The 24,658-nt window shown below is 71.5% G+C and carries 19 protein-coding genes; 11 read left to right on the top strand and 8 right to left on the bottom strand.

Annotation, left to right across the window (positions count from 1 at the left end):
- Nucleotides 1-5 precede the first annotated feature (5 nt).
- From BM237_RS05650 to trpA, 5 genes are all read left to right on the top strand, one after another.
- A complete protein-coding gene (locus BM237_RS05650; protein WP_093848388.1) occupies nucleotides 6-248 on the top strand; it encodes an HGxxPAAW family protein in 243 nt (80 codons plus the stop codon).
- Between the two features lie 246 nt (nucleotides 249-494).
- Entirely contained in the window at nucleotides 495-1,301 is an 807-nt protein-coding gene (trpC, locus tag BM237_RS05645) for an indole-3-glycerol phosphate synthase TrpC (RefSeq protein ID WP_093848387.1), read from the top strand.
- A gap of 16 nt (nucleotides 1,302-1,317) precedes the next feature.
- A complete protein-coding gene (trpM, locus tag BM237_RS30495) occupies nucleotides 1,318-1,470 on the top strand; it encodes a tryptophan biosynthesis modulator TrpM (protein WP_412722019.1) in 153 nt (50 codons plus the stop codon).
- A 194-nt stretch (nucleotides 1,471-1,664) separates the two neighbouring features.
- A complete protein-coding gene (gene trpB, locus BM237_RS05640; protein ID WP_093848386.1) occupies nucleotides 1,665-2,915 on the top strand; it encodes a tryptophan synthase subunit beta in 1,251 nt (416 codons plus the stop codon).
- The gene (trpA, locus tag BM237_RS05635) at nucleotides 2,915-3,733 is read left to right on the top strand and encodes a tryptophan synthase subunit alpha (protein ID WP_093848385.1); all 819 of its coding nucleotides are present in this window, start codon (nucleotides 2,915-2,917) and stop codon (nucleotides 3,731-3,733) included. The genes trpB and trpA overlap by 1 nt, the downstream gene beginning before the upstream one ends.
- A gap of 117 nt (nucleotides 3,734-3,850) precedes the next feature.
- Here trpA and BM237_RS05630 read toward each other — a convergent pair whose 3' ends face one another.
- The 6 genes from BM237_RS05630 to BM237_RS05605 form a co-directional block, all read right to left on the bottom strand.
- A complete protein-coding gene (locus BM237_RS05630; RefSeq protein WP_093848384.1) occupies nucleotides 3,851-5,323 on the bottom strand; it encodes a sodium/solute symporter in 1,473 nt (490 codons plus the stop codon).
- The gene (locus tag BM237_RS05625; protein WP_093848383.1) at nucleotides 5,320-5,733 is read right to left on the bottom strand and encodes a hypothetical protein; all 414 of its coding nucleotides are present in this window, start codon (nucleotides 5,731-5,733) and stop codon (nucleotides 5,320-5,322) included. The genes BM237_RS05630 and BM237_RS05625 overlap by 4 nt, the downstream gene beginning before the upstream one ends.
- On the bottom strand, nucleotides 5,730-6,518 hold the full coding sequence (locus tag BM237_RS05620; RefSeq protein ID WP_093848382.1) for a LytR/AlgR family response regulator transcription factor: 789 nt from the start codon (nucleotides 6,516-6,518) through the stop codon (nucleotides 5,730-5,732). The genes BM237_RS05625 and BM237_RS05620 overlap by 4 nt, the downstream gene beginning before the upstream one ends.
- A complete protein-coding gene (locus BM237_RS05615) occupies nucleotides 6,515-7,621 on the bottom strand; it encodes a sensor histidine kinase (RefSeq protein WP_245793425.1) in 1,107 nt (368 codons plus the stop codon). The genes BM237_RS05620 and BM237_RS05615 overlap by 4 nt, the downstream gene beginning before the upstream one ends.
- 186 nt (nucleotides 7,622-7,807) lie before the next feature.
- Nucleotides 7,808-9,508: a solute symporter family protein gene (locus tag BM237_RS05610; protein ID WP_217655795.1), complete on the bottom strand. Its 1,701-nt coding sequence runs from the start codon at nucleotides 9,506-9,508 to the stop codon at nucleotides 7,808-7,810.
- A complete protein-coding gene (locus tag BM237_RS05605; protein WP_245793424.1) occupies nucleotides 9,505-9,894 on the bottom strand; it encodes a DUF485 domain-containing protein in 390 nt (129 codons plus the stop codon). Before BM237_RS05605 ends, BM237_RS05610 begins: the two co-directional genes overlap by 4 nt.
- Before the next feature lie 375 nt (nucleotides 9,895-10,269).
- Here BM237_RS05605 and lgt point away from each other — a divergent pair, with 375 nt between their 5' ends.
- The 6 genes from lgt to pepN all read left to right on the top strand — a co-directional run bounded on the left by lgt (nucleotide 10,270) and on the right by pepN (nucleotide 21,750).
- Nucleotides 10,270-11,295, top strand: coding sequence for a prolipoprotein diacylglyceryl transferase (gene lgt, locus BM237_RS05600; protein WP_093848381.1), 1,026 nt, complete (start codon nucleotides 10,270-10,272; stop codon nucleotides 11,293-11,295).
- Between the two features lie 200 nt (nucleotides 11,296-11,495).
- A complete protein-coding gene (locus BM237_RS05595; RefSeq protein ID WP_093848556.1) occupies nucleotides 11,496-12,242 on the top strand; it encodes a VIT1/CCC1 transporter family protein in 747 nt (248 codons plus the stop codon).
- A gap of 362 nt (nucleotides 12,243-12,604) precedes the next feature.
- The gene (gene gltB / locus BM237_RS05590; protein ID WP_093848380.1) at nucleotides 12,605-17,173 is read left to right on the top strand and encodes a glutamate synthase large subunit; all 4,569 of its coding nucleotides are present in this window, start codon (nucleotides 12,605-12,607) and stop codon (nucleotides 17,171-17,173) included.
- The gene (locus BM237_RS05585; protein WP_093848379.1) at nucleotides 17,166-18,629 is read left to right on the top strand and encodes a glutamate synthase subunit beta; all 1,464 of its coding nucleotides are present in this window, start codon (nucleotides 17,166-17,168) and stop codon (nucleotides 18,627-18,629) included. The genes gltB and BM237_RS05585 overlap by 8 nt, the downstream gene beginning before the upstream one ends.
- Before the next feature lie 188 nt (nucleotides 18,630-18,817).
- Nucleotides 18,818-19,123 carry a chorismate mutase gene (locus BM237_RS05580; RefSeq protein WP_093848378.1) on the top strand — a complete coding sequence of 102 codons (306 nt, stop codon included), beginning with the start codon at nucleotides 18,818-18,820 and terminating at the stop codon, nucleotides 19,121-19,123.
- A gap of 101 nt (nucleotides 19,124-19,224) precedes the next feature.
- Complete coding sequence (gene pepN / locus BM237_RS05575; protein ID WP_175540895.1) at nucleotides 19,225-21,750, top strand: aminopeptidase N; 2,526 nt, start codon at nucleotides 19,225-19,227, stop codon at nucleotides 21,748-21,750.
- Nucleotides 21,751-21,804: 54 nt separating this feature from the next.
- On the opposite strand, the gene BM237_RS05570 is transcribed toward pepN, so the two are convergent.
- Nucleotides 21,805-22,317, bottom strand: coding sequence for a hypothetical protein (locus BM237_RS05570; RefSeq protein ID WP_139238059.1), 513 nt, complete (start codon nucleotides 22,315-22,317; stop codon nucleotides 21,805-21,807).
- Nucleotides 22,318-22,337: 20 nt separating this feature from the next.
- Nucleotides 22,338-24,656, bottom strand: coding sequence for a DUF6571 family protein (locus BM237_RS05565; RefSeq protein WP_093848375.1), 2,319 nt, complete (start codon nucleotides 24,654-24,656; stop codon nucleotides 22,338-22,340).
- Nucleotides 24,657-24,658: the final 2 nt, after the last annotated feature.

Below are 24,658 nucleotides of genomic sequence, written 5' to 3'. Positions count from 1 at the left end.
ACTCAATGGCGGGCAACAACCACGGACACACCCCTGCCGCCTGGACCGGCGTCACCATCGCGTTCATCGGCTTCTGCGTCGCCTCGGTCTTCACCGTGATGGCCGAGCCGGTGTGGTTCTGGGTCGGTGTGGTCATCACCCTCCTCGGCGGCGTCGTCGGCCTGGTCATGCGCTCGATGGGCATGGGCCAGCCGGAGGAGTCGCACGGCCGCCGCCTGGACCAGTCCAAGGAGCGGGTGGAGGCCTGACGGGCCGCCGGCGGGCCGCCCCGGGCGGCTCGTCCCGGCGCGGTGCCGGCCGGGCGGCACCGCGCTTGTGCGCATCCGGCCGCTCCGGGCGGCGGCACGGCGATACCGCCCGGCATGTGGGACCGGTCCGCCCGGATGCGGGTTCCGCGTCCCGGGCCGGATACCATCGCAGTGCGTGACCGTGTGTCCGGACAAGCCCCGCGCCCGCCGCAGGGGCCCGAGCCAGCCAGGAAGGGGGCCGCTCGCGTGAGCGTGCTCGACGAGATCATCGACGGGGTCCGCGCCGACCTCGCCGAGCGGCAGGCGCGTGTGGGCCTCGACGAGCTCAAGGAGCGCGCGGCCCGTGCGCCGCGCCCGCGCGACGGCGTGGCGGCCCTCAAGGGCGAGGGCGTCAAGGTCATCTGCGAGGTCAAGCGCTCCAGCCCCTCCAAGGGGGCGCTGGCCGCCATCGCGGACCCGGCCGCCCTCGCCGCCGACTACGAGGCGGGGGGCGCCGCGGTCATCTCGGTGCTGACCGAGCAGCGGCGCTTCGGAGGCTCGCTGGCCGACCTGGAGGCGGTACGCGGACGGGTGGACGTCCCCGTGCTGCGCAAGGACTTCATCGTCACCTCCTACCAGCTGTGGGAGGCCCGGGCCCACGGAGCCGACCTCGCCCTGCTGATCGTCGCCGCGCTCGACCAGGACGCGCTGGTGTCGCTGGTGGAGCGCGCCGAGTCCATCGGGCTGACCCCGCTGGTCGAGGTGCACGACGAGGAGGAGGTCGAGCGCGCGGTGGACGCCGGGGCCAAGGTCATCGGCGTGAACGCGCGCAACCTCAGGACCCTGGAGGTCGACCGCGGCACCTTCGCCCGGATCGCCCCCGAGATCCCCGAGGGCGTCGTGAGGGTCGCCGAGTCGGGGGTGCGCGGCCCGCACGACCTGATCGCCTACGCCAACGAGGGCGCCGACGCGGTGCTCGTCGGCGAGTCCCTGGTCACCGGCAAGGACCCGAGGGCGGCCGTGGCCGATCTGGTCGCCGCCGGCGCCCACCCCGCCCTGCGGCACGGGAACTGAGACGGCAGCGACCGCGATGCCCCTGTCCGCCCGCCTCGCCCCCGGCTGCCGCCCCCGCGGCTGCCGCGCGCCCGCTCGCCGGGTGCTGGGGCGGCGTGTGCGCTACCACATCGGCTGCGAGCCGGGCCAGATCAACGGCAGGCGATGGCCTGCCCGGGCCGGGCGCTGAGCGGCGTACCCCGCCCCGGCCGCCCGCCGGGCCGCCGACGGCCCGCGAACCGCACCTGCGGCCGCGCACCCCGCTCCGGCCGCACAGCCGCACCCGCTCCTTCGGGCCCTCCCGGCTCTTCCGGGCCGGTGCGGCACACCGTCTTCCGTGACCACCCCTTCCTGGGGCATGCGCCCCGACAAGGAGCATGTCGGATGTCCACCGACTTCTTCGTTCCCGACCCCGAGGGCCGGGTGCCGACCGCCGAGGGCTACTTCGGCGCCTTCGGCGGCAAGTTCATCCCGGAGGCGCTCGTCGCAGCCGTGGACGAGGTCGCCGCCGAGTACGAGAAGGCCAAGGCCGATCCCGCCTTCGCCGCCGAGCTGGAGGACCTGCTCGTCAACTACACCGGCCGGCCCAGTGCGCTGACCGAGGTGCGGCGGTTCGCCGAGCACGCGGGCGGAGCCCGGGTCTTCCTCAAGCGCGAGGACCTCAACCACACCGGCTCGCACAAGATCAACAACGTGCTGGGGCAGGCGCTGCTGACCCGGCGCATGGGCAAGACCCGCGTCATCGCCGAGACCGGCGCGGGCCAGCACGGCGTCGCCACCGCGACCGCCTGCGCCCTGTTCGGCCTGGAGTGCACCATCTACATGGGCGAGATCGACACCCAGCGCCAGGCGCTCAACGTCGCCCGGATGCGGATGCTGGGCGCCGAGGTCGTCCCCGTCACCTCCGGCAGCCGCACCCTGAAGGACGCCATCAACGAGGCGTTCCGCGACTGGGTCGCCAACGTCGACCGCACCCACTACCTCTTCGGCACCGTCGCCGGCCCCCACCCCTTCCCGGCGCTGGTGCGCGACTTCCACCGCGTCATCGGCGTCGAGGCCCGGCGGCAGATCCTGGAGCGCGCCGGGCGGCTGCCGGACGCCGCGCTGGCCTGCGTCGGCGGCGGCTCCAACGCCATCGGCCTGTTCCACGCCTTCATCCCCGACACCTCCGTGCGCCTGATCGGCCTGGAGGCCGCCGGGCACGGCGTGGCCTCCGGCGAGCACGCGGCCACCCTGACGGCCGGCGAGCCGGGCATCCTGCACGGCTCGCGCTCCTACGTCCTGCAGGACGACGAGGGGCAGATCACCGAGCCGTACTCCATCTCCGCCGGACTGGACTACCCCGGCATCGGCCCCGAGCACTCCTACCTCAAGGACATCGGGCGCGGCGAGTACCGTCCGGTCACCGACGACGAGGCGATGCGGGCACTGCGCCTGCTGTCGCAGACCGAGGGCATCATCCCGGCCATCGAGAGCGCGCACGCGCTGGCCGGCGCGCTGGAGGTCGGCCGCGAGCTGGGGCCGAAGGGGCTGCTGCTGGTGAACCTCTCCGGCCGCGGCGACAAGGACATGGACACCGCCGCCCGCTACTTCGGGCTGTACGACGGTGCGGACACCGCGAAGGGGGCCGAGTGATGGCGGGCCGGGCGGAACTGCTGGGACGCGTCCTGGCGACGGCGAAGGACGAGGGCCGGGCCGCGCTGGTGGGCTATCTGCCCGCGGGCTTCCCCACCGTGGACGGCGGCATCGCCGCCTGCACCGCCCTGCTGGAGGGCGGCTGCGACATCGTCGAGGTCGGGCTGCCGCACAGCGATCCGGTGCTGGACGGGCCGGTCATCCAGACCGCCGACGACATCGCCCTGCGCGGCGGGGTGCGCATCGCGGACGTGCTGCGCACCGTGCGCGAGACGCACGCCGCCACCGGCGCGCCGGTGCTGTGCATGACGTACTGGAACCCCGTCGACCGCTACGGCGCCGAGCGGTTCGCCGCGGAGCTGGCCGAGGCGGGCGGCGCCGGCTGCATCCTGCCCGACCTGCCGGTCGAGGAGTCGGAGGTGTGGCGCAAGGCCGCCGAGCAGCACGGCCTGGCGACCGTCTTCGTGGTCGCCCCCAGCAGCCGCGACGAGCGGCTGGCGAGGATCACCGAGGCCGGCAGCGGCTTCGTCTACGCGGCCTCCCTGATGGGCGTCACCGGCACCCGTGAGTCGGTGGGGCAGGAGGCGCAGGAGCTGGTGCGCCGCACCCGCGCCACCACCGACCTGCCGGTCTGCGTCGGACTGGGCGTCTCGAACGCGCGGCAGGCCGCGGAGGTGGCCGCCTTCGCGGACGGCGTCATCGTCGGCTCGGCCTTCGTCAAGCGGCTGCTGGACCACGAGGACGACCCGGACGCCGGCCTGGCCGCGGTCCGCGAGCTCGCGGGCGAGCTGGCCGAGGGCGTACGGCGCCGCGGCTGAGCGGGGCCGGAGGCGAAGAGCACGAGAACGGGCCCGGGGGCGTACGGCGGACGGCCGCGCGCCCCCGGGCCCGCGCGCCGCCGGGCGCCGGCGTACCTCCTCGGGTCCGTGCGCCGGTCAGGGAGCGTGCAGCCGCAGCACGGCACGCTCGGACCAGTCGGCCGGAACGCCGCGCAGCGAGACCGCGATCATCGTGAGGAACGCCAGCGGAACGGTCCAGGCGGCGGGCTGGGCCAGCAGCACGGTCAGCCAGGCCGACGACGGCTGCGTCAGGGCGGACAGCACCGCGGCCCCCGTCGCCGTGACCACCCCGGTGGCCAGTCCGGCCGCCGCGCCCGCGACCGTCAGCCGCGTCCACCAGATGCCCAGCACCAGCAGCGGGCAGAACGTGGACGCCGCCACCGCGAACGCCCAGCCGACCACCACGTTGATGTCCAGGTGCGCGGCGGGCAGCGACAGCAGCACCGCCACCAGCGCCCCCGCCGCCACCGCCAGCCGCAGCCTGGTCACCCCGCCGCCGAACAGGTCGTGGGAGAGCCCGCCGGCCAGGGCCAGCAGCAGCCCGGAGGAGGTGGACAGGAACGCGGCGAACGCGCCGGTGGCCACCAGCGCCGTCAGCACGCTCCCCAGCGTCCCCGGCACGGCCACCCCCGGCAGGACGACGGAGACGGTGTCGGTGGCGTTGCTGTGTACCAGGTGCGGGGTCAGCACCCGCCCCAGCAGACCGTAGACGGCCGGGAACAGGTAGAACAGGCCCAGCAGGCCGATCACCAGCACGGCCACCCGGCGGGCGGCCCGGGCCGTGGGACTGGTGTGGAAGCGCATGATCACATGGGGCAGCCCGATGGCGCCCAGCGTGGTGGCCAGCAGCACCGACCAGGTGGACAGCAGCGGCATCCCCGCCCCCTGGATGTCGATCAGCGGGCGGGTCCACTCCTCGGCGGCCGGGCCCGTCTCACGGACCGGCCGCAGCGCCTCGGCGCGCGTGTCCGCGCCGACGTGCACGATCAGGTAGATCGCCGGCACGGCGATGAAGGCCAGCTTGACCAGGTAGTGGAACGCCTGGACGTAGGTGGCCGACCGCATGCCGCCCACCGCGATCGACGCGCTCACCACCAGCCCGGCCAGCACCACGCCCACCCAGTACGGAGTACCGCTGACCAGGCTCAGGACCACCCCGGCGCCCTTGAACTGCGGCACCAGATAGAGCCACATGATCACCAGTACGATCACCCCGCACAGCTTGCGGATCGCCGGCGAGCCCAGCCGGTACTCGGCGAAGTCGGGCACCGTGAACGCCCCCGAGCGCCGCATCGGCCCGGCCACCAGCGCCACCACCGCGACATACCCGGCGGTGAAGCCGACGGCGTACCACATCGCCCCGACGCCGTCCTTCAGCATCAGCCCGGCCAGACCGAGCACCGAGGCGGCCGACACGTACTCCCCGGCGATCGCCATGGCGTTCCAGCCGGGGGCGATACGGCGGGAGGCGACGAGGAAGTCCGGACTGGTGCGGGCGGCGTGGACGCCGTACAGGCCGATGGCCAGGCTGGCGGTCAGCACCAGGCCGATCGCGGTCACGGCGGTCACGGGCCGCCCCCCGTGCCCGCACCCGCGTCCGCACCCGCGGAACTCTCCGCGTGCTCGGCGCGGCGCACATGGCACAGGGCGAGCAGCAGCAGCACCGGGTAGGTGGCCACCACCAGCACCAGCCACGACACCGGCACGCCCGCCACGTGGAGCCGGTCCAGCACCGGCAGCGCCGCGATCGTCCCGCTGGAGCCGAACAGCACCGCCCCCAGCAGGGCCACCGTCCGCAGCGCGGTGCGGCGCTGCGCGGCGAACACGGCGCGGGCGGCCTCGGCGTCGGCCGGCGCGGGCAGCGGCAGCAGCTGCGGATGGCGGCGGTGCCCGCGGGCCAGGGCGATACGGGTCTGCGGGCTGGTGACCTTCACCCGGCGCGGGCCGCCGAGCTGGCCGCCCTTGACCGGGCTCTTCACCGGGCCGCCCTGCCCAGCCGGCCGCTGCGCGCCGCCTCCAGCAACTGCTCCCTCAGGCTCCGGGCATGCCTGCGGCTGACCGGCACGTCACCGGCCGGAGTGCACGCCACCAGCCCCGACGAGCTGGTGACCCGCAGGTCGTGGACCCAGCCGACGGCCACCAGATAGCCGCGGTGCACCCGCACGAAGCCCGCCGGAGCCCATATCTCCTCCAGATACGACAGCGACAGCCGGATCAGATGCGTGCCCTGCCCGGTGTGCAGCCGGATGTAGTCGCCGTGCGCCTCCACGAACTGGACGTCGTCGCGCCGCACGAACACCGTCTGGCGGCCGTGGTCGATCTGCACGACCGCCAGCTCGTCGCGCGGCCCCTCCGCGTCGTCCGCGCCGCCGGACGACGCGGCCCGCCGGGAGGTGCCGATCCGGGCCACCGACTCGGCCAGCCGCTCGGGCCGGACGGGCTTGAGCAGGTAGTCCACCGCCCCGATGCCGAACGCCTCGATGGCGTGGGACTCCGAGGCGGTGACGAAGACGATGGAGGGCGGCGCCGAGAGCTGGCTGATGACCCGGGCCACGTCCATGCCGTCCAGACCCGGCATGGAGATGTCCAGGAAGACGGCGTCGAAGGCGGTCGCGCCCAGCAGCTGCACCGCCCGGGCGCCGCTCTCGGCGGCGTACACCTCGCCGACCTCGGGTGTGTCCGCCAGGAGGTCGGCGAGCTCCTCGCGGGTGGATGCCTCGTCCTCGACGACGAGGACCTGAAGGGCCCGCGGCGCGCTGCTCATTCCGTAACCACTCCTCGCATGAATCGCGGCACCCTGATGGTCACCTTGGTGCCGTTGCCGGGCGCGGTCTCGATGACGAGGCCGTACTCCGGGCCGTACACGGTACGGAGCCGCCGGTCCACGTTGGCCAGACCGACGTTCTTCGCGGGAGGGCCGACTCCGGCGAGGATCGCCCGTGCGAGTTCCGGCTCCATGCCCACGCCGTCGTCCTCGATCTCGATGACGCACAGCGGGCCCTCGCCGAACCCCGAGACGCCGATGTGCCCGGGTCCGGCCTTCTTCTCCAGACCGTGGCGCACGGCATTTTCCACTATGGGCTGGACGACGAGGAAGGGTATGGCGACGGGAAGAATCTCCGGCGCCATCCGGACGGTGATCTCCATCCGGTCGTCGAACCGGGCGCGCTGCAGCTCCAGGTACGTCTGGGTGGCCTGGAGCTCGTCGGCGACCGTCACGTAGTCGCCGGCCGTGGAGAAGCTGTAGCGCAGGTAGTCGGCGAAGTCGGTGAGCAGGCGGCGGGCGCGGCCGGGATCGGTGCGGATGTGCGCGGCGATGACGGCCAGGGAGTTGTGGACGAAGTGCGGGGATATCTGGGCCCGCAGGGTACGCAGGTCCGCCGCCGCGATCCGGGCGCGGGCGCTGCGCAGCTCGGTGTGGTCCAGCGCCTGCGACACCAGCTCGGCCACCTCGGCCACCTCGGCCTCGTCCAGCGCCCGCTCGTCCGCGGAACCGCTGACCACCAGGCAGCCCGTCAGCTCGTCCGCCACCAGCAGCGGGGCCGCGCACAGCGGAGACTTGCGGAAGACGGTGCCGTGCTCGTACACCTGGGCGAGTACGGCGTCCAGATCGGTGCCCTGAGGCAGCGCGCCGTGCCGGGCGACGGGCCCGTCGAGATCGGCGAGCACGACGGCCTCGGCGCCCACCAGCCGCCGGATGCGGCGGGCCGCGGCCAGGGCCCGGCTGCCGTGCAGGCCGTCCTGGAGGTCCGCGCCGATCAGCCGCACCTCCCGCAGGACGCCCATGGTCCCGGGCAGGCCGGATCCGGCCGGGCCCGCCCGGCCCGCCCGCCCGCGGCGGGCGCCGATCCACGATCTCCTGGCCACAGTGCGACCGTATAACGCGACAAATGGCGATGGGGAGTCCTTCGAACCTGCTTCGAAGGACTCCCCATGGGGCCCGGTGGCGGGACCGGCGCCATGATGTGGGGGGTCACGCCGGTACGGAAAGCACCCGCCACCGGGGGCCCGAAGGGCCCGCCGGGGGGATGGGCGGGCCCGGCCCGGGTGCGGTCAGTGCTTGGCCGCGCCCTCGGCGCCGGCCCCGGTCAGGGCCCGCACCTGGAGCTCGGCGAAGCGCCGCGGATTGCTCTCGCCCGAGGACAGCGTGCCGACGATCGCGCACAGCAGGCCGAGCGGGATGGACACCAGGCCCGGGTTGGTCAGCGGGAACCAGGCGATGTCGATGCCCGGGAGCAGCGCCTTCTCGGTGCCGGAGAACACCGGCGAGAAGACCACCAGACCGACCGCGCCGATCAGACCGCCGTAGATGCCGGCGACCGCGCCCCGGGTGTTGAACCTCTTCCAGAACAGGCTCAGCAGCAGGGTCGGCAGGTTGGCCGAGGCGGCGATGGCGAAGGCCAGACCGACCAGGAAGGCGACGTTGAGGCTCTGGGCGAAGATCGCCAGGACGATCGACGCGGCGCCGATGCCGAAGGCCGACAGACGGGCGACCTTGATCTCCTCGTGCTCGGACGCCCGGCCCTTGCGCACCACGCTGTTGTAGAAGTCGTGCGCCAGGGACGAGGAGGAGGCGATGACCAGGCCGGCCACCGTGGACAGGATCGCCGCGAAGGCGACGGCCGCGATGACCGCCAGCATCACCGAGCCGAAGAACTCGCCGCCGAAGTGCTCACCGACCTCCCGGGCCAGCTGTGGCGCGGCGGTGTTGCCCGCCGCGTCCTGGGCGGTGATGGCCTCCTTGCCCACCAGGGCCGCGGCGCCGAAGCCCAGGATCAAAGTCATCAGGTAGAACGAGCCGATCAGGCCGATGCCCCAGTTGACGGACTTGCGGGCGGCCTTGGAGTCCGGGACGGTGTAGAAGCGGATCAGGATGTGCGGCAGACCCGCGGTGCCCAGCACCAGGGCCAGACCGAGGCTGATCAGGTCGAGCTTGTTCCACATCGTCTGCAGGGCGTCACCGGGCACCTCGACGCCGAACCGCAGTCCCGGTTCCAGGAAGGACTGCCCGGCGCCGCTGGCGTTCGCGGCGTCGCTCATCAGCTCGCCGAAGTCGAAGCCGTAGATGGCCATCACCAGGGCGGCCAGGACGATGGTGCCGCCCATCAGCATGCCGGCCTTGATGATCTGCACCCAGGTGGTGCCCTTCATGCCGCCGAAGGTCACGTACAGGGTCATCAGGATGCCGACGACGACGATGCCCACGATCTTGGCGGTGTCGGCGTCCATGCCCAGGTACGTCTCGCCCGGCCGGATGCCCAGCAGAAGCGCGACGACCGCGCCGGCGCCGACCATCTGGGCCAGCAGGTAGAAGATCGACACGGTGATGGTGGACACGGCCGCGGCGGTGCGCACCGGGCGCTGCTGCATCCGGTACGACAGCACGTCCGCCATGGTGAACCGGCCGGAGTTCCTCAGCAGCTCGGCGACCAGCAGCAGGGCCACCAGCCAGGCGACGAGGAAACCGATGGAGTAGAGGAAACCGTCGTAGCCGAACAGCGCGATCATGCCCGCGATGCCCAGGAAGGAGGCGGCGGACATGTAGTCGCTGCCGATGGCGAAGCCGTTCTGCATACCGGAGAACTCGCGCCCGCCGGAGTGGAAGTCGGCCGCGGACTTCGTCTGGCGGCCCGCCCACACCGTGACGCCGAGCGTCACGGCGATCATGATGATGAACACCAGGATGGTCAGGGTGCGGCTGCTGGAGCTGACCTCTTCGGCCGCCAGGAGCACGTTGGAGGCGGCGGTCGTCATGCCCGTCCTCCCGTCCGGCCGGCGGACGCGCCCGCGGGCGCACCGGTCAGTTCGGCCCTCAGGCCGTCCGCGAGCGGGTCGACCTTCCGGTCGGCGTAGCGCGCGTACATGATCGCGATGCCGAAGGTGCTGACGAACTGGAGGATCCCGAACACCAGGGCCACGTTGACATCGCCGAACAGGACCGTGGACATCACGTCACGGGCGTAGGCGGACATCAGCACGTACAGCAGGTACCAGGCGAGGAAGCCGACGCTCACCGGGAGCGCGAACCTCATCAGGCTCCGCCTGAGCTGGTCGAAGCGCGGATCGCTGTGCATGGCCACCATGCGGTCCTCCGCGTCCCCGGCGGGGTCCAGGGTTTGTTGTGGACGTTCTGCGGACACTGCCGCCTCCTTCATCGACACGACGCGATACGACACGACGTACGGGAGCGGAAAAGGAATGCGGGGAACGTAAGGTGCGTCACACTCGCGGTGAAGAAGCTGATCGCGGTGTGCGGCGAACGCCGGATACGCGCGCCGAACGGTAGATCGTCGTGCGCCGAACGGTCGCCTTTCCGCGCCGAGCGGTCACCCCCGCGGGGGAAGCGGCGGTGGAGCACCCGCCCGGGCGCGGGGACGGCCCGCCCCGGCACAGGACCGCCCCCGCACCGCACCCGAACGCACCGCGGGGCTTCACACCACCCGCACGCGCGTTACGCACCCGTTGCCGGGTGAAGCGGCCCCTTGAGGGCCCGGCACGGTAGCGTTCGTGACGTCATGGAAACCCTTGCCTTCATTCCCAGCCCGTCGTCGGGCGAGATCGTCATCGGACCGATCCCGCTGCGGGGCTACGCGTTCTGCATCATCCTCGGCGTCTTCGTCGCGGTCTGGCTCGGCGGGAAGCGCTGGGTCGCCCGCGGCGGACAGCCCGGCACGGTCGCCGACATCGCCGTGTGGGCGGTGCCGTTCGGCCTGGTCGGCGGCCGTCTCTACCACGTCGTCACCGACTACCAGCTCTACTTCGGCGAGGGTCGTAACTGGGTCGACGCCTTCAAGATCTGGGAGGGCGGCCTCGGCATCTGGGGAGCGATCGCGCTGGGCGCGGTGGGCGCCTGGATCGGCTGCCGCAGGCGGGGCATCCCGCTGCCCGCCTACGCGGACGCCATCGCGCCCGGCATCGCGCTCGCCCAGGCCATCGGCCGCTGGGGCAACTGGTTCAACCAGGAGCTGTACGGGCGCCCCACGGACCTGCCGTGGGCGGTGGAGATCGACAACGGCGTCGACACCGGCACCTTCCACCCCACCTTCCTGTACGAGTCGCTGTGGTGCGTGGGCGTCGCCCTGCTGGTGATCTGGGCCGACCGCCGCTTCCGCCTCGGCCACGGCCGCGCCTTCGCGCTGTACGTCGCGGCCTACACGGTGGGGCGTTTCTGGATCGAGTACCTGCGCATCGACGAGGCCCACCAGATCTGGGGCCTGCGCCTGAACAACTGGACCTCGATCGCCGTCTTCCTGGCGGCGGTGGCCTACATCGTCCTCTCGGCCAGGCTCCGTCCGGGGCGTGAGGACGTGGTGGAGCCGGTGGCTCAGAAGACCGGCGGCAGCGCGGACGACAGCGACAGCGACAGCACTGAAAGTGACACCGACGGCGGCGCCGAGGAATCCGCCGAGGGATCCGCCGAGGAGGAGAAGGACGCCGCGAAGGGCCCGGAGGCCGGGCCGGGACGCGCGGAGTCCGCCGGGTCCGCACAGACCCCCGAATCCTCCTCCGCCGGCGGGACGTCCGCCTCCTCCGCCGGCTGACCCCGGTCACGGGACGAGAACCGCACCGGCCCCGGCCACGCCCCTGCGGCGCGGCCGGGGCCTTCCCCATGAGGCGGCGAAACCCCAGGTCAGCGAGGTAAGTTCGGCCTGCCTTGCTGGAATCGCGCCCCGGGGTGGACGTACGGTCGAGACGTCGGGCACCAGACGGGGGAAACAGGAGGCGCAGACGGATGTCGTCCATGGCCAAAGACGGGACCGAGATCACCCTGAGGCCCGGAGTTCCGAACTCCGCGCACCGCGACAACCACACCCACCGCGACGTGACCGGCGGCTGGCTGCGTCCGGCCGTCTTCGGCGCGATGGACGGACTGGTGTCCAACCTCGCCCTGATGACGGGCGTCGCCGGCGGCGACGTGGACCGCAACGTGATCATCATCAGCGGTCTGGCCGGACTGGCGGCCGGCGCCTTCTCCATGGCGGCCGGCGAGTACACCTCGGTGGCCTCCCAGCGCGAGCTGGTCCTGGCCGAGCTGGACGTGGAGCGGCGCGAGCTGCGCCGCAACCCCGAGGACGAGCAGCGGGAGCTGGCCGAGCTGTACGTGGGCCGGGGCGTGGAGCCCAAGCTGGCGGCGAAGGTCGCCGAGCAGCTGTCCAGGGACCCCGAACAGGCCCTGGAGATCCACGCGCGCGAGGAGCTGGGCGTGGACCCGGGCGAGCTGCCCTCGCCCGCGGTCGCCGCGGTGTCCTCCTTCGGCGCCTTCGCGGTGGGCGCGCTGATACCGGTGCTGCCCTATCTGCTGGGGGCCGCCGCGCTGTGGCCCGCCGTGCTGGTGGCGCTGCTGGGCCTGTTCCTGTGCGGTGTGCTGGTCTCCAAGATCACCGTGCGCCCGTGGTGGTACAGCGGACTGCGGCAGCTCACCCTGGGCGGCGCGGCCGCCGCGGTGACCTACGGGCTCGGTACCCTGTTCGGGGTGGCCGTGGGGTGACGAGTCCGCCGCGCGGGCCCGAACCCCGCCCGGCCCACCCGGTGTGACCTGTTCAACTCCGAAATCCTCCGCTCATCTGTTACCCGCCGGTTTCAGCCGTGTCACCGTTGGGAATGAACAACGAGCGCTTCTGGCAGTGTCGCCGACGCCGCCCGGATCCACGCAGCGGCCACACGCCGTATGCCCGATTCGACCCCCATCGCAGGTCCGCATGATGGACCGAGGTGTCCGCCCTTCGGAAGAAACCTCATCATGTAACCTGCACGAAAATTTGTTCCGCAGAGGGCCAACGTCGTCCCTCGGCGCCCTTCGGACCCGGTCCGGAAGGCGCCACCAAGCCCCACGAGACGACGGGAGAGCCGATGCGTGCTGCGCCCCTGACGGCCTACCCTGCCAAGCAGGGAATGTACGACCCGCGCGACGAGCACGACGCCTGCGGCGTCGGCTTCGTGGCCACCCTCACCGGTGAGGCGAGCCACACGCTGGTCGACCAGGCGCTGACCGTCCTGCGGAATCTGGAGCACCGCGGTGCCACCGGCGCCGAGGCCGACTCCGGCGACGGCGCGGGCATCCTGGTCCAGATCCCCGACGCCTTCCTGCGCGAGACCGCGGGCTTCGAGCTGCCCGAGGCGGGCTCGTACGCCGTGGGCATCGCCTTCCTCCCCACCGGCGAGGCCGACGGCGCCGAGGCCACCGCACGCATCGAGGCGATCGCCGCCGAGGAGGGCCTGACCGTCCTGGGCTGGCGCGAGGTCCCCGTCACCCCGCAGCTGCTGGGCAACGGCGCCCGCGCCACCATGCCCGCCTTCCGCCAGCTGTTCGTGGCCGACGGAGTGAACACCGGCCTGGCCCTGGACCGCAAGGCGTTCGTGCTGCGCAAGCGCGCCGAACGCGAGGCCGGCACCTACTTCCCGTCGCTGTCCGCGCGGACGATCGTCTACAAGGGCATGCTGACCACCGGGCAGCTCGAACCCTTCTTCCCCGACCTGTCCGACCGCCGCTTCGCCAGCGCCATAGCCCTGGTCCACTCGCGGTTCTCCACCAACACCTTCCCCAGCTGGCCGCTGGCCCACCCCTACCGCTTCGTCGCCCACAACGGCGAGATCAACACCGTCCGCGGCAACCGCAACTGGATGCGCGCCCGCGAGTCCCAGCTGGTCTCCGACCTCTTCGGCGACAAGGACGCCGGGGACCTCGCGCGGATCTTCCCCGTGTGCACCCCGGACGCCTCCGACTCCGCCTCCTTCGACGAGGTCCTGGAACTGCTCCACCTCGGCGGCCGCTCCCTGCCCCACGCGGTGCTGATGATGGTCCCCGAGGCGTGGGAGAACCACCCCTCCATGGACCCCGCCCGCCGCGCCTTCTACCAGTACCACTCCACGATGATGGAGCCCTGGGACGGACCGGCCTGCGTCACCTTCACCGACGGCACCCGGGTCGGCGCCGTCCTGGACCGCAACGGACTGCGCCCGGGACGCTACTGGGTCACCGACGACGGCCTGGTCGTCCTCTCCTCCGAGGTCGGCGTCCTGGACATCGACCAGGACAAGGTCGTCCGCAAGGGGCGCCTCCAGCCCGGCCGCATGTTCCTGGTGGACACCGCCGAGCACCGCATCATCGAGGACGACGAGATCAAGGCCTCCCTCGCCGCCGAGCACCCCTACCAGGAGTGGCTCGAGGCCGGGATCATCGAGCTGGAGGACCTGCCCGAGCGCGAGCACATCGTCCACACCCACGCCTCGGTCACCCGCCGCCAGCAGACCTTCGGCTACACCGAGGAGGAACTGCGCGTCCTGCTCGCCCCGATGGCCCGCACCGGCGCCGAGCCGATCGGCTCGATGGGCACCGACTCGCCCATCGCCGCGCTCTCCACGCGCCCGAGGCTGATCTTCGACTACTTCACCCAGCTGTTCGCCCAGGTCACCAACCCGCCGCTGGACGCCATCCGCGAGGAACTGGTCACCTCGCTGATCTCCTCCCTCGGCCCCCAGGGCAACCTGCTGGAGCCCACCGCGGCCTCCTGCCGCAGCGTCACCCTGCCCTTCCCGGTGATCGACAACGACGAACTCGCCAAGCTCGTCCACATCAACGCCGACGGCGACATGCCGGGGATGAAGGCCGTCACCCTCTCCGGCCTCTACCGCGTCGGCGGCGGGGGAGCGGCCCTGGCCGAGCGGATCGACGAGATCTGCGCCGAGGCCGAGACCGCCATCACCGACGGCGCCCGCCTGATCGTCCTGTCCGACCGCCACAGCGACGCCGAGCACGCGCCGATCCCGTCGCTGCTGCTCACCTCCGCCGTCCACCACCACCTCATCCGCACCAAGCAGCGCGCCCAGGTGGGCCTGCTGGTCGAGGCCGGAGACGTCCGCGAGGTCCACCACGTCGCCCTGCTCATCGGCTACGGCGCCGCCGCGGTCAACCCCTACCTGGCCATGGAGACCGTCGAGGACCTCGTCCGCGCCGGAACCTTCCTGCCCGCCGGCACCGACCCCGAGACCGCCCTCCGCAACCTGATCAAGGCGCTCGGCAAGGGCGTGCTGAAGGTCATGTCCAAGATGGGCATCTCCACCGTCGCCTCCTACCGCGGCGCCCAGGTCTTCGAGGCCGTCGGCCTGGAGCAGGACTTCGTCGACACCTACTTCCACGGCACCGCCACCAAGATCGGCGGCGCCGGCCTGGACGTCATCGCCAAGGAGGTCGCCGCCCGCCACGCCAAGGCCTACCCGGTCTCCGGCATCGCACCGGCCCACCGCAACCTGGAGATCGGCGGCGAGTACCAGTGGCGCCGCGAGGGCGAGCCGCACCTGTTCGACCCGGAGACGGTCTTCCGCCTCCAGCACGCCACCCGCACCCGCCGCTACGACATCTTCAAGCAGTACACCCGGCGCGTGGACGAGCAGTCCGAACGCCTGATGACACTGCGCGGCCTGTTCGGCCTCAAGTCCGACCGGCCCTCGATCCCCGTCGAGGAGGTCGAACCCGTCTCCGAGATCGTCAAGCGGTTCTCCACCGGCGCCATGTCCTACGGCTCCATCTCCCAGGAGGCCCACGAGACCCTCGCCATCGCCATGAACCGGCTGGGCGCGAAGTCCAACACCGGCGAGGGCGGCGAGGACCCCGAGCGGCTGTACGACCCGGCCCGCCGCTCCTCGATCAAGCAGGTCGCCTCCGGCCGCTTCGGCGTCACCTCCGAGTACCTGGTCAACTCCGACGACATCCAGATCAAGATGGCCCAGGGCGCCAAGCCCGGCGAGGGCGGCCAGCTGCCCGGCCACAAGGTCTACCCGTGGGTCGCCAAGACCCGGCACTCCACACCCGGCGTCGGACTCATCTCCCCGCCGCCGCACCACGACATCTACTCCATCGAGGACCTCGCCCAGCTCATCCACGACCTGAAGAACGCCAACCCCGGCGCCCGCATCCACGTGAAGCTGGTCTCCGAGGTCGGCGTCGGCACGGTCGCGGCCGGCGTGTCCAAGGCCCACGCCGACGTCGTGCTGATCTCCGGCCACGACGGCGGCACCGGCGCCTCCCCGCTCACCTCCCTCAAGCACGCGGGCGGCCCCTGGGAGCTGGGACTGGCCGAGACCCAGCAGACCCTGCTGCTCAACGGCCTGCGCGACCGCATCGTCGTCCAGACCGACGGCCAGCTCAAGACCGGCCGCGACGTGGTCATCGCCGCCCTGCTCGGCGCCGAGGAGTACGGCTTCGCCACCGCCCCGCTGGTCGTCTCCGGCTGCGTGATGATGCGCGTGTGCCACCTGGACACCTGCCCCGTGGGCATCGCCACCCAGAACCCGGTGCTGCGCGGCCGCTACAGCGGCAAGGCCGACCACGTGGTGAACTTCTTCGAGTTCATCGCCGAGGAGGTCCGCGAACTCCTGGCCGAACTCGGCTTCCGCACCCTGGACGAGGCCATCGGCCACGCCGAGGTCCTCGACGTCAGCCGCGCGGTCGACCACTGGAAGGCCCAGGGACTCAACCTGGCCCCGCTGCTGCACGTCCCCGAACTGCCCGAGGGCGCCGCCCGCCACCAGGTCGTCCCCCAGGACCACGGCCTGGCCAAGGCCCTGGACAACCAGCTCATCAAGCTCGCCGCCGACGCCCTGTCGGCCGACACCGCCGAGGACGCCCGCCCGGTACGCGCCCAGGTGCCCATCCGCAACATCAACCGCACGGTCGGCACCATGCTCGGCCACGAGGTGACAAGGAAGTTCGGCGGCGCCGGCCTGCCCGACGACACCATCGACGTCACCTTCACCGGCTCCGCCGGCCAGTCCTTCGGCGCCTTCCTGCCGCGCGGCATCACCCTCCGCCTGGAAGGCGACGCCAACGACTACGTCGGCAAGGGCCTCTCGGGCGGACGCGTCGTCGTCCGCCCCGACCGCGGCGCCTCCCACCTGGCCGAGTACTCCACCATCGCGGGCAACACCCTCGCCTACGGCGCCACCGGCGGCGAGATGTTCCTGCGCGGCAGCGTCGGCGAACGCTTCTGCGTCCGCAACTCCGGCGCACTGGTGGTCTCCGAGGGGGTGGGCGACCACGGCTGCGAGTACATGACCGGCGGCACGGCCGTCGTCCTGGGCCGCACCGGCCGCAACTTCGGCGCCGGCATGTCCGGCGGCACCGCGTACGTCATCGACCTCGACGCCGACGATGTCAACCCCGACGTCGCCGGAGCCGTCGAACCCCTCGACGACACCGACCGGCAGTGGCTGCACGACGTCGTGCGCCGCCACCAGGAGGAGACCGGCTCCACCGTCGCGGGCAAGCTGCTCGCCGACTGGGAGGCCGCCGCCGGCCGCTTCAGCAAGATCATCCCCCGCACCTACAAGGCAGTGCTCGCCGCCAAGGACGCCGCCGAGCGAGCCGGACTGTCTCAGGACGAGACCCACGAGAAGATGATGGAGGCGGCGACCAATGGCTGATCCCAAGGGCTTCCTCAACACCGACCGCGAGGTCGCCGAGACCCGCCCCGTACCCGAGCGCGTCAAGGACTGGAACGAGGTCTACGTCCCCGGCTCCCTGCTGCCGATCATCGGAAAGCAGGCCGGCCGGTGCATGGACTGCGGCATCCCGTTCTGCCACAACGGCTGCCCGCTGGGCAACCTCATCCCCGAGTGGAACGACTACGCCTGGCGCGGGGACTGGCAGGCCGCCGGCGAACGGCTGCACGCCACCAACAACTTCCCCGAGTTCACCGGACGGCTGTGCCCGGCCCCGTGTGAGTCCGCCTGTGTGCTGGGCATCAACCAGCCCCCGGTGACCATCAAGAACGTCGAGGTCACCATCATCGACAGGGCATGGGAAGCCGGCGGCGTCACCCCGCAACCGCCCGAGCGCCTGTCGGGCAAGACCGTCGCCGTCATCGGTTCCGGCCCCGCCGGCCTGGCCGCCGCCCAGCAGCTCACCCGCGCCGGCCACACGGTCGCCGTCTACGAGCGCGCCGACCGCGTCGGCGGACTGCTGCGCTACGGCATCCCCGAGTTCAAGATGGAGAAGCGCCACATCAACCGCCGCATCGAGCAGATGCGCGCGGAGGGCACCAAGTTCCGCACCGGAGTGGAGATCGGCCGCGACATCGACGCCGCCGACCTGCGCAGGCGCTACGACGCCGTCGTCATCGCCGCAGGCTCCACCACCGCCCGCGACCTGCCCGTCCCCGGCCGCGAACTGAACGGCGTCCACCAGGCGATGGAGTACCTGCCCCTGGCCAACAAGGTCCAGGAAGGGGACTACATCACCCCGCCGATCACCGCCGAGGGCAAGCACGTCGTCGTCATCGGCGGCGGCGACACCGGCGCCGACTGCGTCGGCACCGCCCACCGCCAGGGCGCGGCCTCCGTCACCCAGCTGGAGATCATGCCCCGGCCGGGCGACGAACGCGACCCGGTCGGCCAGCCCTGGCCCACCTTCCCCATGCTCTACAAGGTCACCTCCGCCCATGAAGAAGGCGGCGAGAGGGTGTATTCCGTCTCCACCACCCACTTCGAGGGCGACGAGGACGGCAACGTCCAGGCCCTGCACCTGGTCGAGGTCGAGTTCATCGACGGCAGGCCGACGCCCAAGCCGGGCACCGAGAAGCGCATCCCGGCCCAGCTCGTCACCCTGGCCATGGGCTTCACCGGCATCGACAAGGACAACGGCCTGGTCGAGCAGTTCGGCCTGGAACTGGACGCGCGCGGCAACGTCGCCCGCGACGCCGACTACGCCACCAACATCGACGGCGTCTACGTCGCCGGCGACGCCGGCCGCGGCCAGTCCCTGATCGTGTGGGCCATCGCCGAAGGCCGCTCCGCGGCCAGGGCCGTGGACCGCTACCTGACCGGCACCAGTTCCCTGCCGGCCCCGGTCAGGCCGACCGACCGCGCACTGACCGTCTGACACCCCCCGACCGTCCGTACGGTGCGAACCGGCCGGCCACCCCGGCCGGCCACCCGCACCGGTGCGGACACACACCGCGGCGCCGACCCCCTCCCCGACCGGGGGCCGGCGCCGCGGCACGTCCGGCCCGTATCCGCCCACCGGACCGGACGGGGAGACAGCGTCCGGAGCGCATAGAGTCGGTGACCATGACGAACAGCGAGATCGACCCGTCGGTGCAGGCAGAGCTCACCCGGCTGCGCGACAGCATCGACAACATCGACGCCGCCGTGGTGCACATGCTCGCCGAGCGGTTCAAGTGCACCCAGCAGGTCGGCCGCCTCAAGGCCGAACACCGACTGCCCCCCGCCGACCCCGCCCGCGAGGCCGAGCAGATCGCCCGGCTGCGCTCCCTCGCCGAGAGCGCCAAACTCGACCCGGCCTTCGCCGAGAAGCTGCTGAACTTCATCATCGCCGAGGTCATCCGCCACCACGAGACCATCGCCCGCTCCTGACCACCGCCGGCCACACGGCCCCGGCCGCACAACCCCGGCCGGAAGGCACGGCACGGGACACCCGGTGCGCCCCGCACGGCCGATACGGCAGCATGAGCGCCATGCCCGCACTGACCCACGAAGAGGCGCGGAGCCGAGCCCGGCTCATCGACGTCCGGCACTACACCGTCGACCTGGACCTGACCCGGGGCGAAGAGGTCTTCGGCTCCACCACCACCGTCCGCTTCACCACCCGCGAAGCGGGCGACACCTTCGTCGAGGTACGGCCCCGCACCCTCCACCGGGCCGTCCTCGACGGACACGCACTCGACACCGCCCCCCTCACCGACGGGCGACTGCCGCTGACCGGCCTGAACGCGGGCGAACACGAACTGCGCATCGAGGCCGACATGGCCTACTCCCGCACCGGCGAAGGCATGCACCGCTTCACCGACCCCGCCGACGGCCGCACCTACCTCTACACCATGTGCTTCCAGACCGAAGCGCCCCGCGTCTTCGCCGCCTTCGACCAGCCCGACCTCAAGGCCCCCTTCACCGTCACCGCCACCGCCCCCGAGGAATGGACCGTCCTGGGCAACGGCACCGCCCACCGCGTCGAAGGAGAGCCCGGCCGCTGGGAGTGTGCCACCACACCACCGCTGAGCACCTACCTCATGGCACTGGCCGCCGGCCCCTGGCACTCGGTGCGCACCGAGCACGCCGGCATCCCCTTCGGCCTGCACGTACGCCAGTCCCTCGGCAGCCACCTCGACGACGACGCGCAGGAACTGCTCGACATCACCCGCGCCTGCTTCGACCGCTACCACGAGATCTTCGACGAGCCCTACCCCTTCGACTCCTACGACCAGGCCTTCGTCCCCGAGTTCAACGCCGGCGCCATGGAGAACCCCGGACTGGTCACCTTCCGCGACGAATACGTCCACCGCTCCGCCGTCACCGGCACCCAGCTCCAGAGCCGCGCCGTGACCATCGCCCACGAGATGGCCCACATGTGGTTCGGCGACCTGGTCACCCTGCGCTGGTGGGACGACATCTGGCTCAACGAGTCCTTCGCCGAGTACATGGGCTACCAGATCATCACCGAGGCCACCCGCTTCACCGGCACCTGGACCGAGTTCGCCGTCGACCGCAAGTCCTGGGGCTACGACGCCGACCAGCGCCCCTCCACCCACCCCGTCGCCCCTGAGCCCCAGGACGTGCCCGACACCGCCACCGCCCTGCTCAACTTCGACGGCATCTCCTACGCCAAGGGCGCCTCCGCACTGCGCCAACTGGTCACCTGGCTCGGCGAGAAGGCCTTCCTCGCCGGCATCAACGACCACTTCGCCCGCCACCGCTTCGGCAACGCCACCCTCGCCGACTTCCTCGACTCCCTCGCCCGCGCCTCCGGCCGCGACGTCCACGCCTGGGCCGACCGCTGGCTGCGCACCACCGGCGTCGACACCCTCACCCCGCACATCACCACCGACGGCCGCCGCTGGCGCCTGGAGACCACCCACACGGGCGACCGCCCCCACCGCCTCACCGTCGGCCTGTACGACCTCGACGACCGCGACGGCACCGGAGCGGAAGACCGCCTCACCCCCCGCGAACCCCTCACCGCCGACCTCCCCGCCGACGGTGGCCACACCCTCTCCGCCGACGGCCCCCGCCCCGACCTCGTCCTCCTCAACGACCGCGACCTCACCTACGCCAAGGTCCGCCTGGACGCCGACTCCTGGCACACCGCGCGACGCGCCCTGGCCCACCTGCCCGACCCGCTCACCCGCGCCACCGTCTGGAACGCCGCACGCGACATGGTCCGCGACGGCCACCTGCCGCCCGCCGACTACCTGGACACCGCACGCGCCCACCTGCCCCACGAGAGGGACGACGCCGTCGTCGCCGGCGTCCTGGACTTCGCCCGCCACGAGATCGCCGACCGCTACCTGCCGCCGGAACAGCGCACCGCCGCCCTGGAGACCCTCACCGACCTCGTCCGCGCCCTCCTGGAGAGCGAACCGGCCGGCGCCGGACGCGACGGGGGAGTCCACCTGACCGCCGTACGCGCCGCCATCGACAGCGCCACCACCCCCGGTGACCTCCACCACTGGTGGACCACCGGCACCCTCCCCGGCGGACGCCCCCTCGACCACGAACTGCGCTGGCGGCTCCTGCACCGCCTCGCCGTCCTCGGCGCCGTGAACACCTCCGACATCGGCGCCGCCCACGACGCCGACCCCAGCGCCACCGGCACCGAGGGCGCCGCACGCTGCCGCGCCGCCCTGCCCGACCCCGCCGCCAAGGAAGCCGCCTGGCAGGCCCTGTTCGACGAGACCGACACCCTCTCCAACTACCTGCTCAAAGCCACCCTCCAGGGCTTCTGGCACGCAGAGCAGCAGGACCTGCTGCGCGACTACGTCCCCCGCTACTTCGACCAGGCACCCGCCCTCGCCGCCCGCCGCGGCCCCGCCATCGCCCAGGCACTGGGACGGCACGGCTTCCCCCGCCCCTTCACCGACCCCGGCACCCTGGCCCTGGGGCAGCGGTGCCTGGCCGACGACCGGCTCACCCCCGCCCTGCGCCGCTCCCTCGCCGACGAACTCGACGACCTCGCCCGCGCATTGCGCGTACGCGCGGCGCACTGACGCCCGTGGGTGCCGGGCCCCGTCCACGGCCGGGCCCCGGCACCCACGGACCACTCATCGCATGTCCGCGCAGGGATCGCTTTTCAGGAAATCATCGCGGTACGCGACGATGAACTTCTCCATAGCATCGGCGTTCGGAATTCCCCCGTTCCTCACCCTGGCTGTGAGGAAAATATCCCACTTCTCTCCCCGTTCCGTGCAGCGCACTACAGCCACCGCGTCTTCTTTGGAATGCACGTAACTTCCGTCAGCGGATTTCCTGTCCGGGGTCGCGTAGGCCTGCCGGACCGCAAAGCGCTCTGCCGACCAGTTGGGTTCCCACCATTCCCAGGTCAGCATGAAAACACTTTTGTCGTCTACCGAAACCCTGCAGAACCAGTCGATGCGGTCAGTTTCTTCGGTCTGGTCGATCTCCTTCCCCGGAGGGAGGAAAGGCTCAATCATTTCTGCATCGAGATCCATACTGCACAGCGACTCGGGCACTGTGTATTCTCGGTGCTCCCGCTCATCCTTCGCGGTCCCGCATCCGGTCACCGAGATCAGAGTGGCAAGAAACAGGATGGCCACGCGGTAACCGCCAGATATCTTCACAATGCATCGCCAGATGATCTCATGCCAACTCCTTCAATGTGGCTGTTCCCCACCTGAATGGCGGCCGCGTTCTGGATGCCTTCGATTGTCTCATTATTTAGATTGGAATGTCCGACAGAGGCGCGCAAGACGGCCTCCTTGGCAGATTCGGCAACTGCCTCGCGAGCCAGGACATAATCCCGTCTACCGTTTTCCTTGATATCGACGACGTCCTTCTCGGCGCTCTTCACCACGCTCTCCGTGATGTCCTCGGCCAGCCAGTTGATGACTTCTCCCACCACCGGGACCCGCTCCGGGATGAGTGATGTGCCCAGTTCAACGGTGCGGGTGGCCCACTTGCCCTTGTCGCCCGCGGCCTCGTTGAAATCCTTGGCGGCAGCCGTGTTGTAGTCATGAACGGCGTCGGCACGGGCATCGCTCATGATGCCCGCCATCACGGCGCCGGGAGCGACCGCGCTGCTCACCTTCTGCTCCAGGGAGACCATCGACTTGTCCTCTCCACTGAAGACCCCGTCGAAGACCCTGTCCACCATCAGCGTCGTGTACGACTGCTGGGCACTGGTGATCGCGGCGTACGCGTCCGGATCCTGCCCCACCTCGCCGAGGAAGCTCACCACATGGCTGGTGTTCTCGAAGACCGCCGGCACACCGTTGATCGGGAAACTGTCCGATGCCGGGGAGTCTCCGTACATCGACCGCTGGAAGTCGCCGATGTACTCCGCCGTGATGTTGCCCAGACTGTCCCGCAGCACATGGAGAGGCCCGGACTTCAGGTCCTCGAGCTTCTCGTCCTTCAGGTTCTCGTTGTGGCGGATCAGCTCGGGATGCTCGCCGAAGTGCGCCACCAGGCGCTCGGTGAACTCCGCACGCTCCGAGGTGTGCTTGATCGGCTCCGTCGACTGACTGTCGTACGCGCGCCCGGTCGCCGCCGCCTCCAGCGCGTGCCCCAGCGCGTTCGGCCCGTGCTCGAGGACCTCCTCCGAGCCGGGCGCGCCCGGCTTCGCCAGGCTGTCCGGCGGCCACTCGAAGTCCTCCTTGAGGAACTCGTCGAAGTACTGGTAACCCAGCTTCCCGTTCTCGTCGACGGTGCCGTCCTCCCGGTACACCGTCGGGTCACCCGTGAAGAACCTCTCCGCGGCCTCCGGGCTGTGCCCCAGCGCCTCCAGCACACTCGTCAGCGGGTCGTAGCCGGCCCCGCCCCTGCCCGACGGGTTGTAGCCGAGATCCGCATCGCCCATGCCCGCCGGTCTGTTCGATGTGAACCGCGTGGGCTCGTCGTGGTGGAGCTGGGTGATGTGCTCCGCGATCGGAGTGAGGAAGTCCGCGTCGTAGTTCCCGTAGCGCATGATTCCGCCGAGAACCTGGTAGCCGTACGGCTGCGGGCCGAACGGGCCCGGCTCCAGATCGATCTGCCGGGTGCCGAGCCTGCGGAACTCCTCCCCCCAACTGGCAGGCAGGTGCGTCTTGTTGTCCGGGTCGGTGGCGGTGGCCAGCGCGATGCCCATGTTCCGCTGGAGGTCCCGGGACAGCGCCGGCCGCCCCTCGTTCTCCTCCCCGTCCCCCAGGGTGCCGTCGATCGACATCCGGGCGTAGAACCGCAGGGCCTCCTCGGGGCCGCCCAGCCCCTTGTAGAAGGCCGTGGAGAACTCCGGGTCCTCGGCGTTCGCGCCCACCAGGCCGTTGAACTCGCGGTACTGGGCGTCCGACATGTCCGGGCCCAGCTTCGCCAGCTTCACGGCGCGCTCGGCCTCGACCTCGTCCAGGGAGCTGTACTGGACGTGCCCGAAGTTGTAGGGATCGTCGCCGTGGACCCTCTTCAGCGCCCGCGCCGCCAGGTCGTCGATCTCCTCGGCCCGCGCGATCAGCCGGTCGATCCGGTCCGCCAGGTCCCTGCCCGCCCGGCGCTGCTCCTCGGAGGGGGCGCTGTTGTCCGGCCGGCGGTCGAGGGAGACCCCCACCGTCCCGTCGCCGTTGTCCCTCAGCCGGATGCCCTGCTCACGGCCGCCCTCGACCTCCTTGATCAGGTCGGCCTGGACGGACTTCAGGTCCGTGTGCGCGTCCCTGAGAATGTTCCTGATGCTCCTGGCCTGGGCCTCCGCGTCGTCGAACTCCTTGGCCGTCTTGCGGACGAACGGCTTGGTGACGGTGGCGTTCTCGCCCTTCCAGTCGGCCTTCTCGGCTTTGGCGGCCATACCGGTGCGGGCCTCGTCCGCCAGCTCCCCCAGCTTGGTGACCACCGAATTCCAGTCCGATACCGCATCCGACAGGCCGGAGAAGGAGACCCCGTACAGATCGGTGAAGGTCAACTTGGCCATGG

Source organism: Streptomyces mangrovi (genome assembly GCF_900114215.1).
Lineage (GTDB): Bacteria > Actinomycetota > Actinomycetes > Streptomycetales > Streptomycetaceae > Streptomyces > Streptomyces barkulensis.
The sequence above is the reverse complement of the archived record's forward strand: the minus strand, read 5'-3'. Positions and strand labels throughout refer to the sequence as shown.

Coding starts and splice junctions, on each gene's coding strand:
- lgt (WP_093848381.1), top strand. CDS start 10,270: ATGGAAACCCTTGCCTTCATTCCCAGCCCGTCGTCGGGCGAGATCGTC.
- BM237_RS05620 (WP_093848382.1), bottom strand. CDS start 6,518: ATGAGCAGCGCGCCGCGGGCCCTTCAGGTCCTCGTCGTCGAGGACGAG.
- trpB (WP_093848386.1), top strand. CDS start 1,665: ATGTCCACCGACTTCTTCGTTCCCGACCCCGAGGGCCGGGTGCCGACC.
- BM237_RS05650 (WP_093848388.1), top strand. CDS start 6: ATGGCGGGCAACAACCACGGACACACCCCTGCCGCCTGGACCGGCGTC.
- BM237_RS05565 (WP_093848375.1), bottom strand. CDS start 24,656: ATGGCCAAGTTGACCTTCACCGATCTGTACGGGGTCTCCTTCTCCGGC.
- BM237_RS05580 (WP_093848378.1), top strand. CDS start 18,818: ATGACGAACAGCGAGATCGACCCGTCGGTGCAGGCAGAGCTCACCCGG.
- BM237_RS05610 (WP_217655795.1), bottom strand. CDS start 9,508: ATGACGACCGCCGCCTCCAACGTGCTCCTGGCGGCCGAAGAGGTCAGC.
- trpA (WP_093848385.1), top strand. CDS start 2,915: ATGGCGGGCCGGGCGGAACTGCTGGGACGCGTCCTGGCGACGGCGAAG.
- gltB (WP_093848380.1), top strand. CDS start 12,605: ATGCGTGCTGCGCCCCTGACGGCCTACCCTGCCAAGCAGGGAATGTAC.
- BM237_RS05585 (WP_093848379.1), top strand. CDS start 17,166: ATGGCTGATCCCAAGGGCTTCCTCAACACCGACCGCGAGGTCGCCGAG.
- trpM (WP_412722019.1), top strand. CDS start 1,318: ATGCCCCTGTCCGCCCGCCTCGCCCCCGGCTGCCGCCCCCGCGGCTGC.
- BM237_RS05595 (WP_093848556.1), top strand. CDS start 11,496: ATGGCCAAAGACGGGACCGAGATCACCCTGAGGCCCGGAGTTCCGAAC.
- pepN (WP_175540895.1), top strand. CDS start 19,225: ATGCCCGCACTGACCCACGAAGAGGCGCGGAGCCGAGCCCGGCTCATC.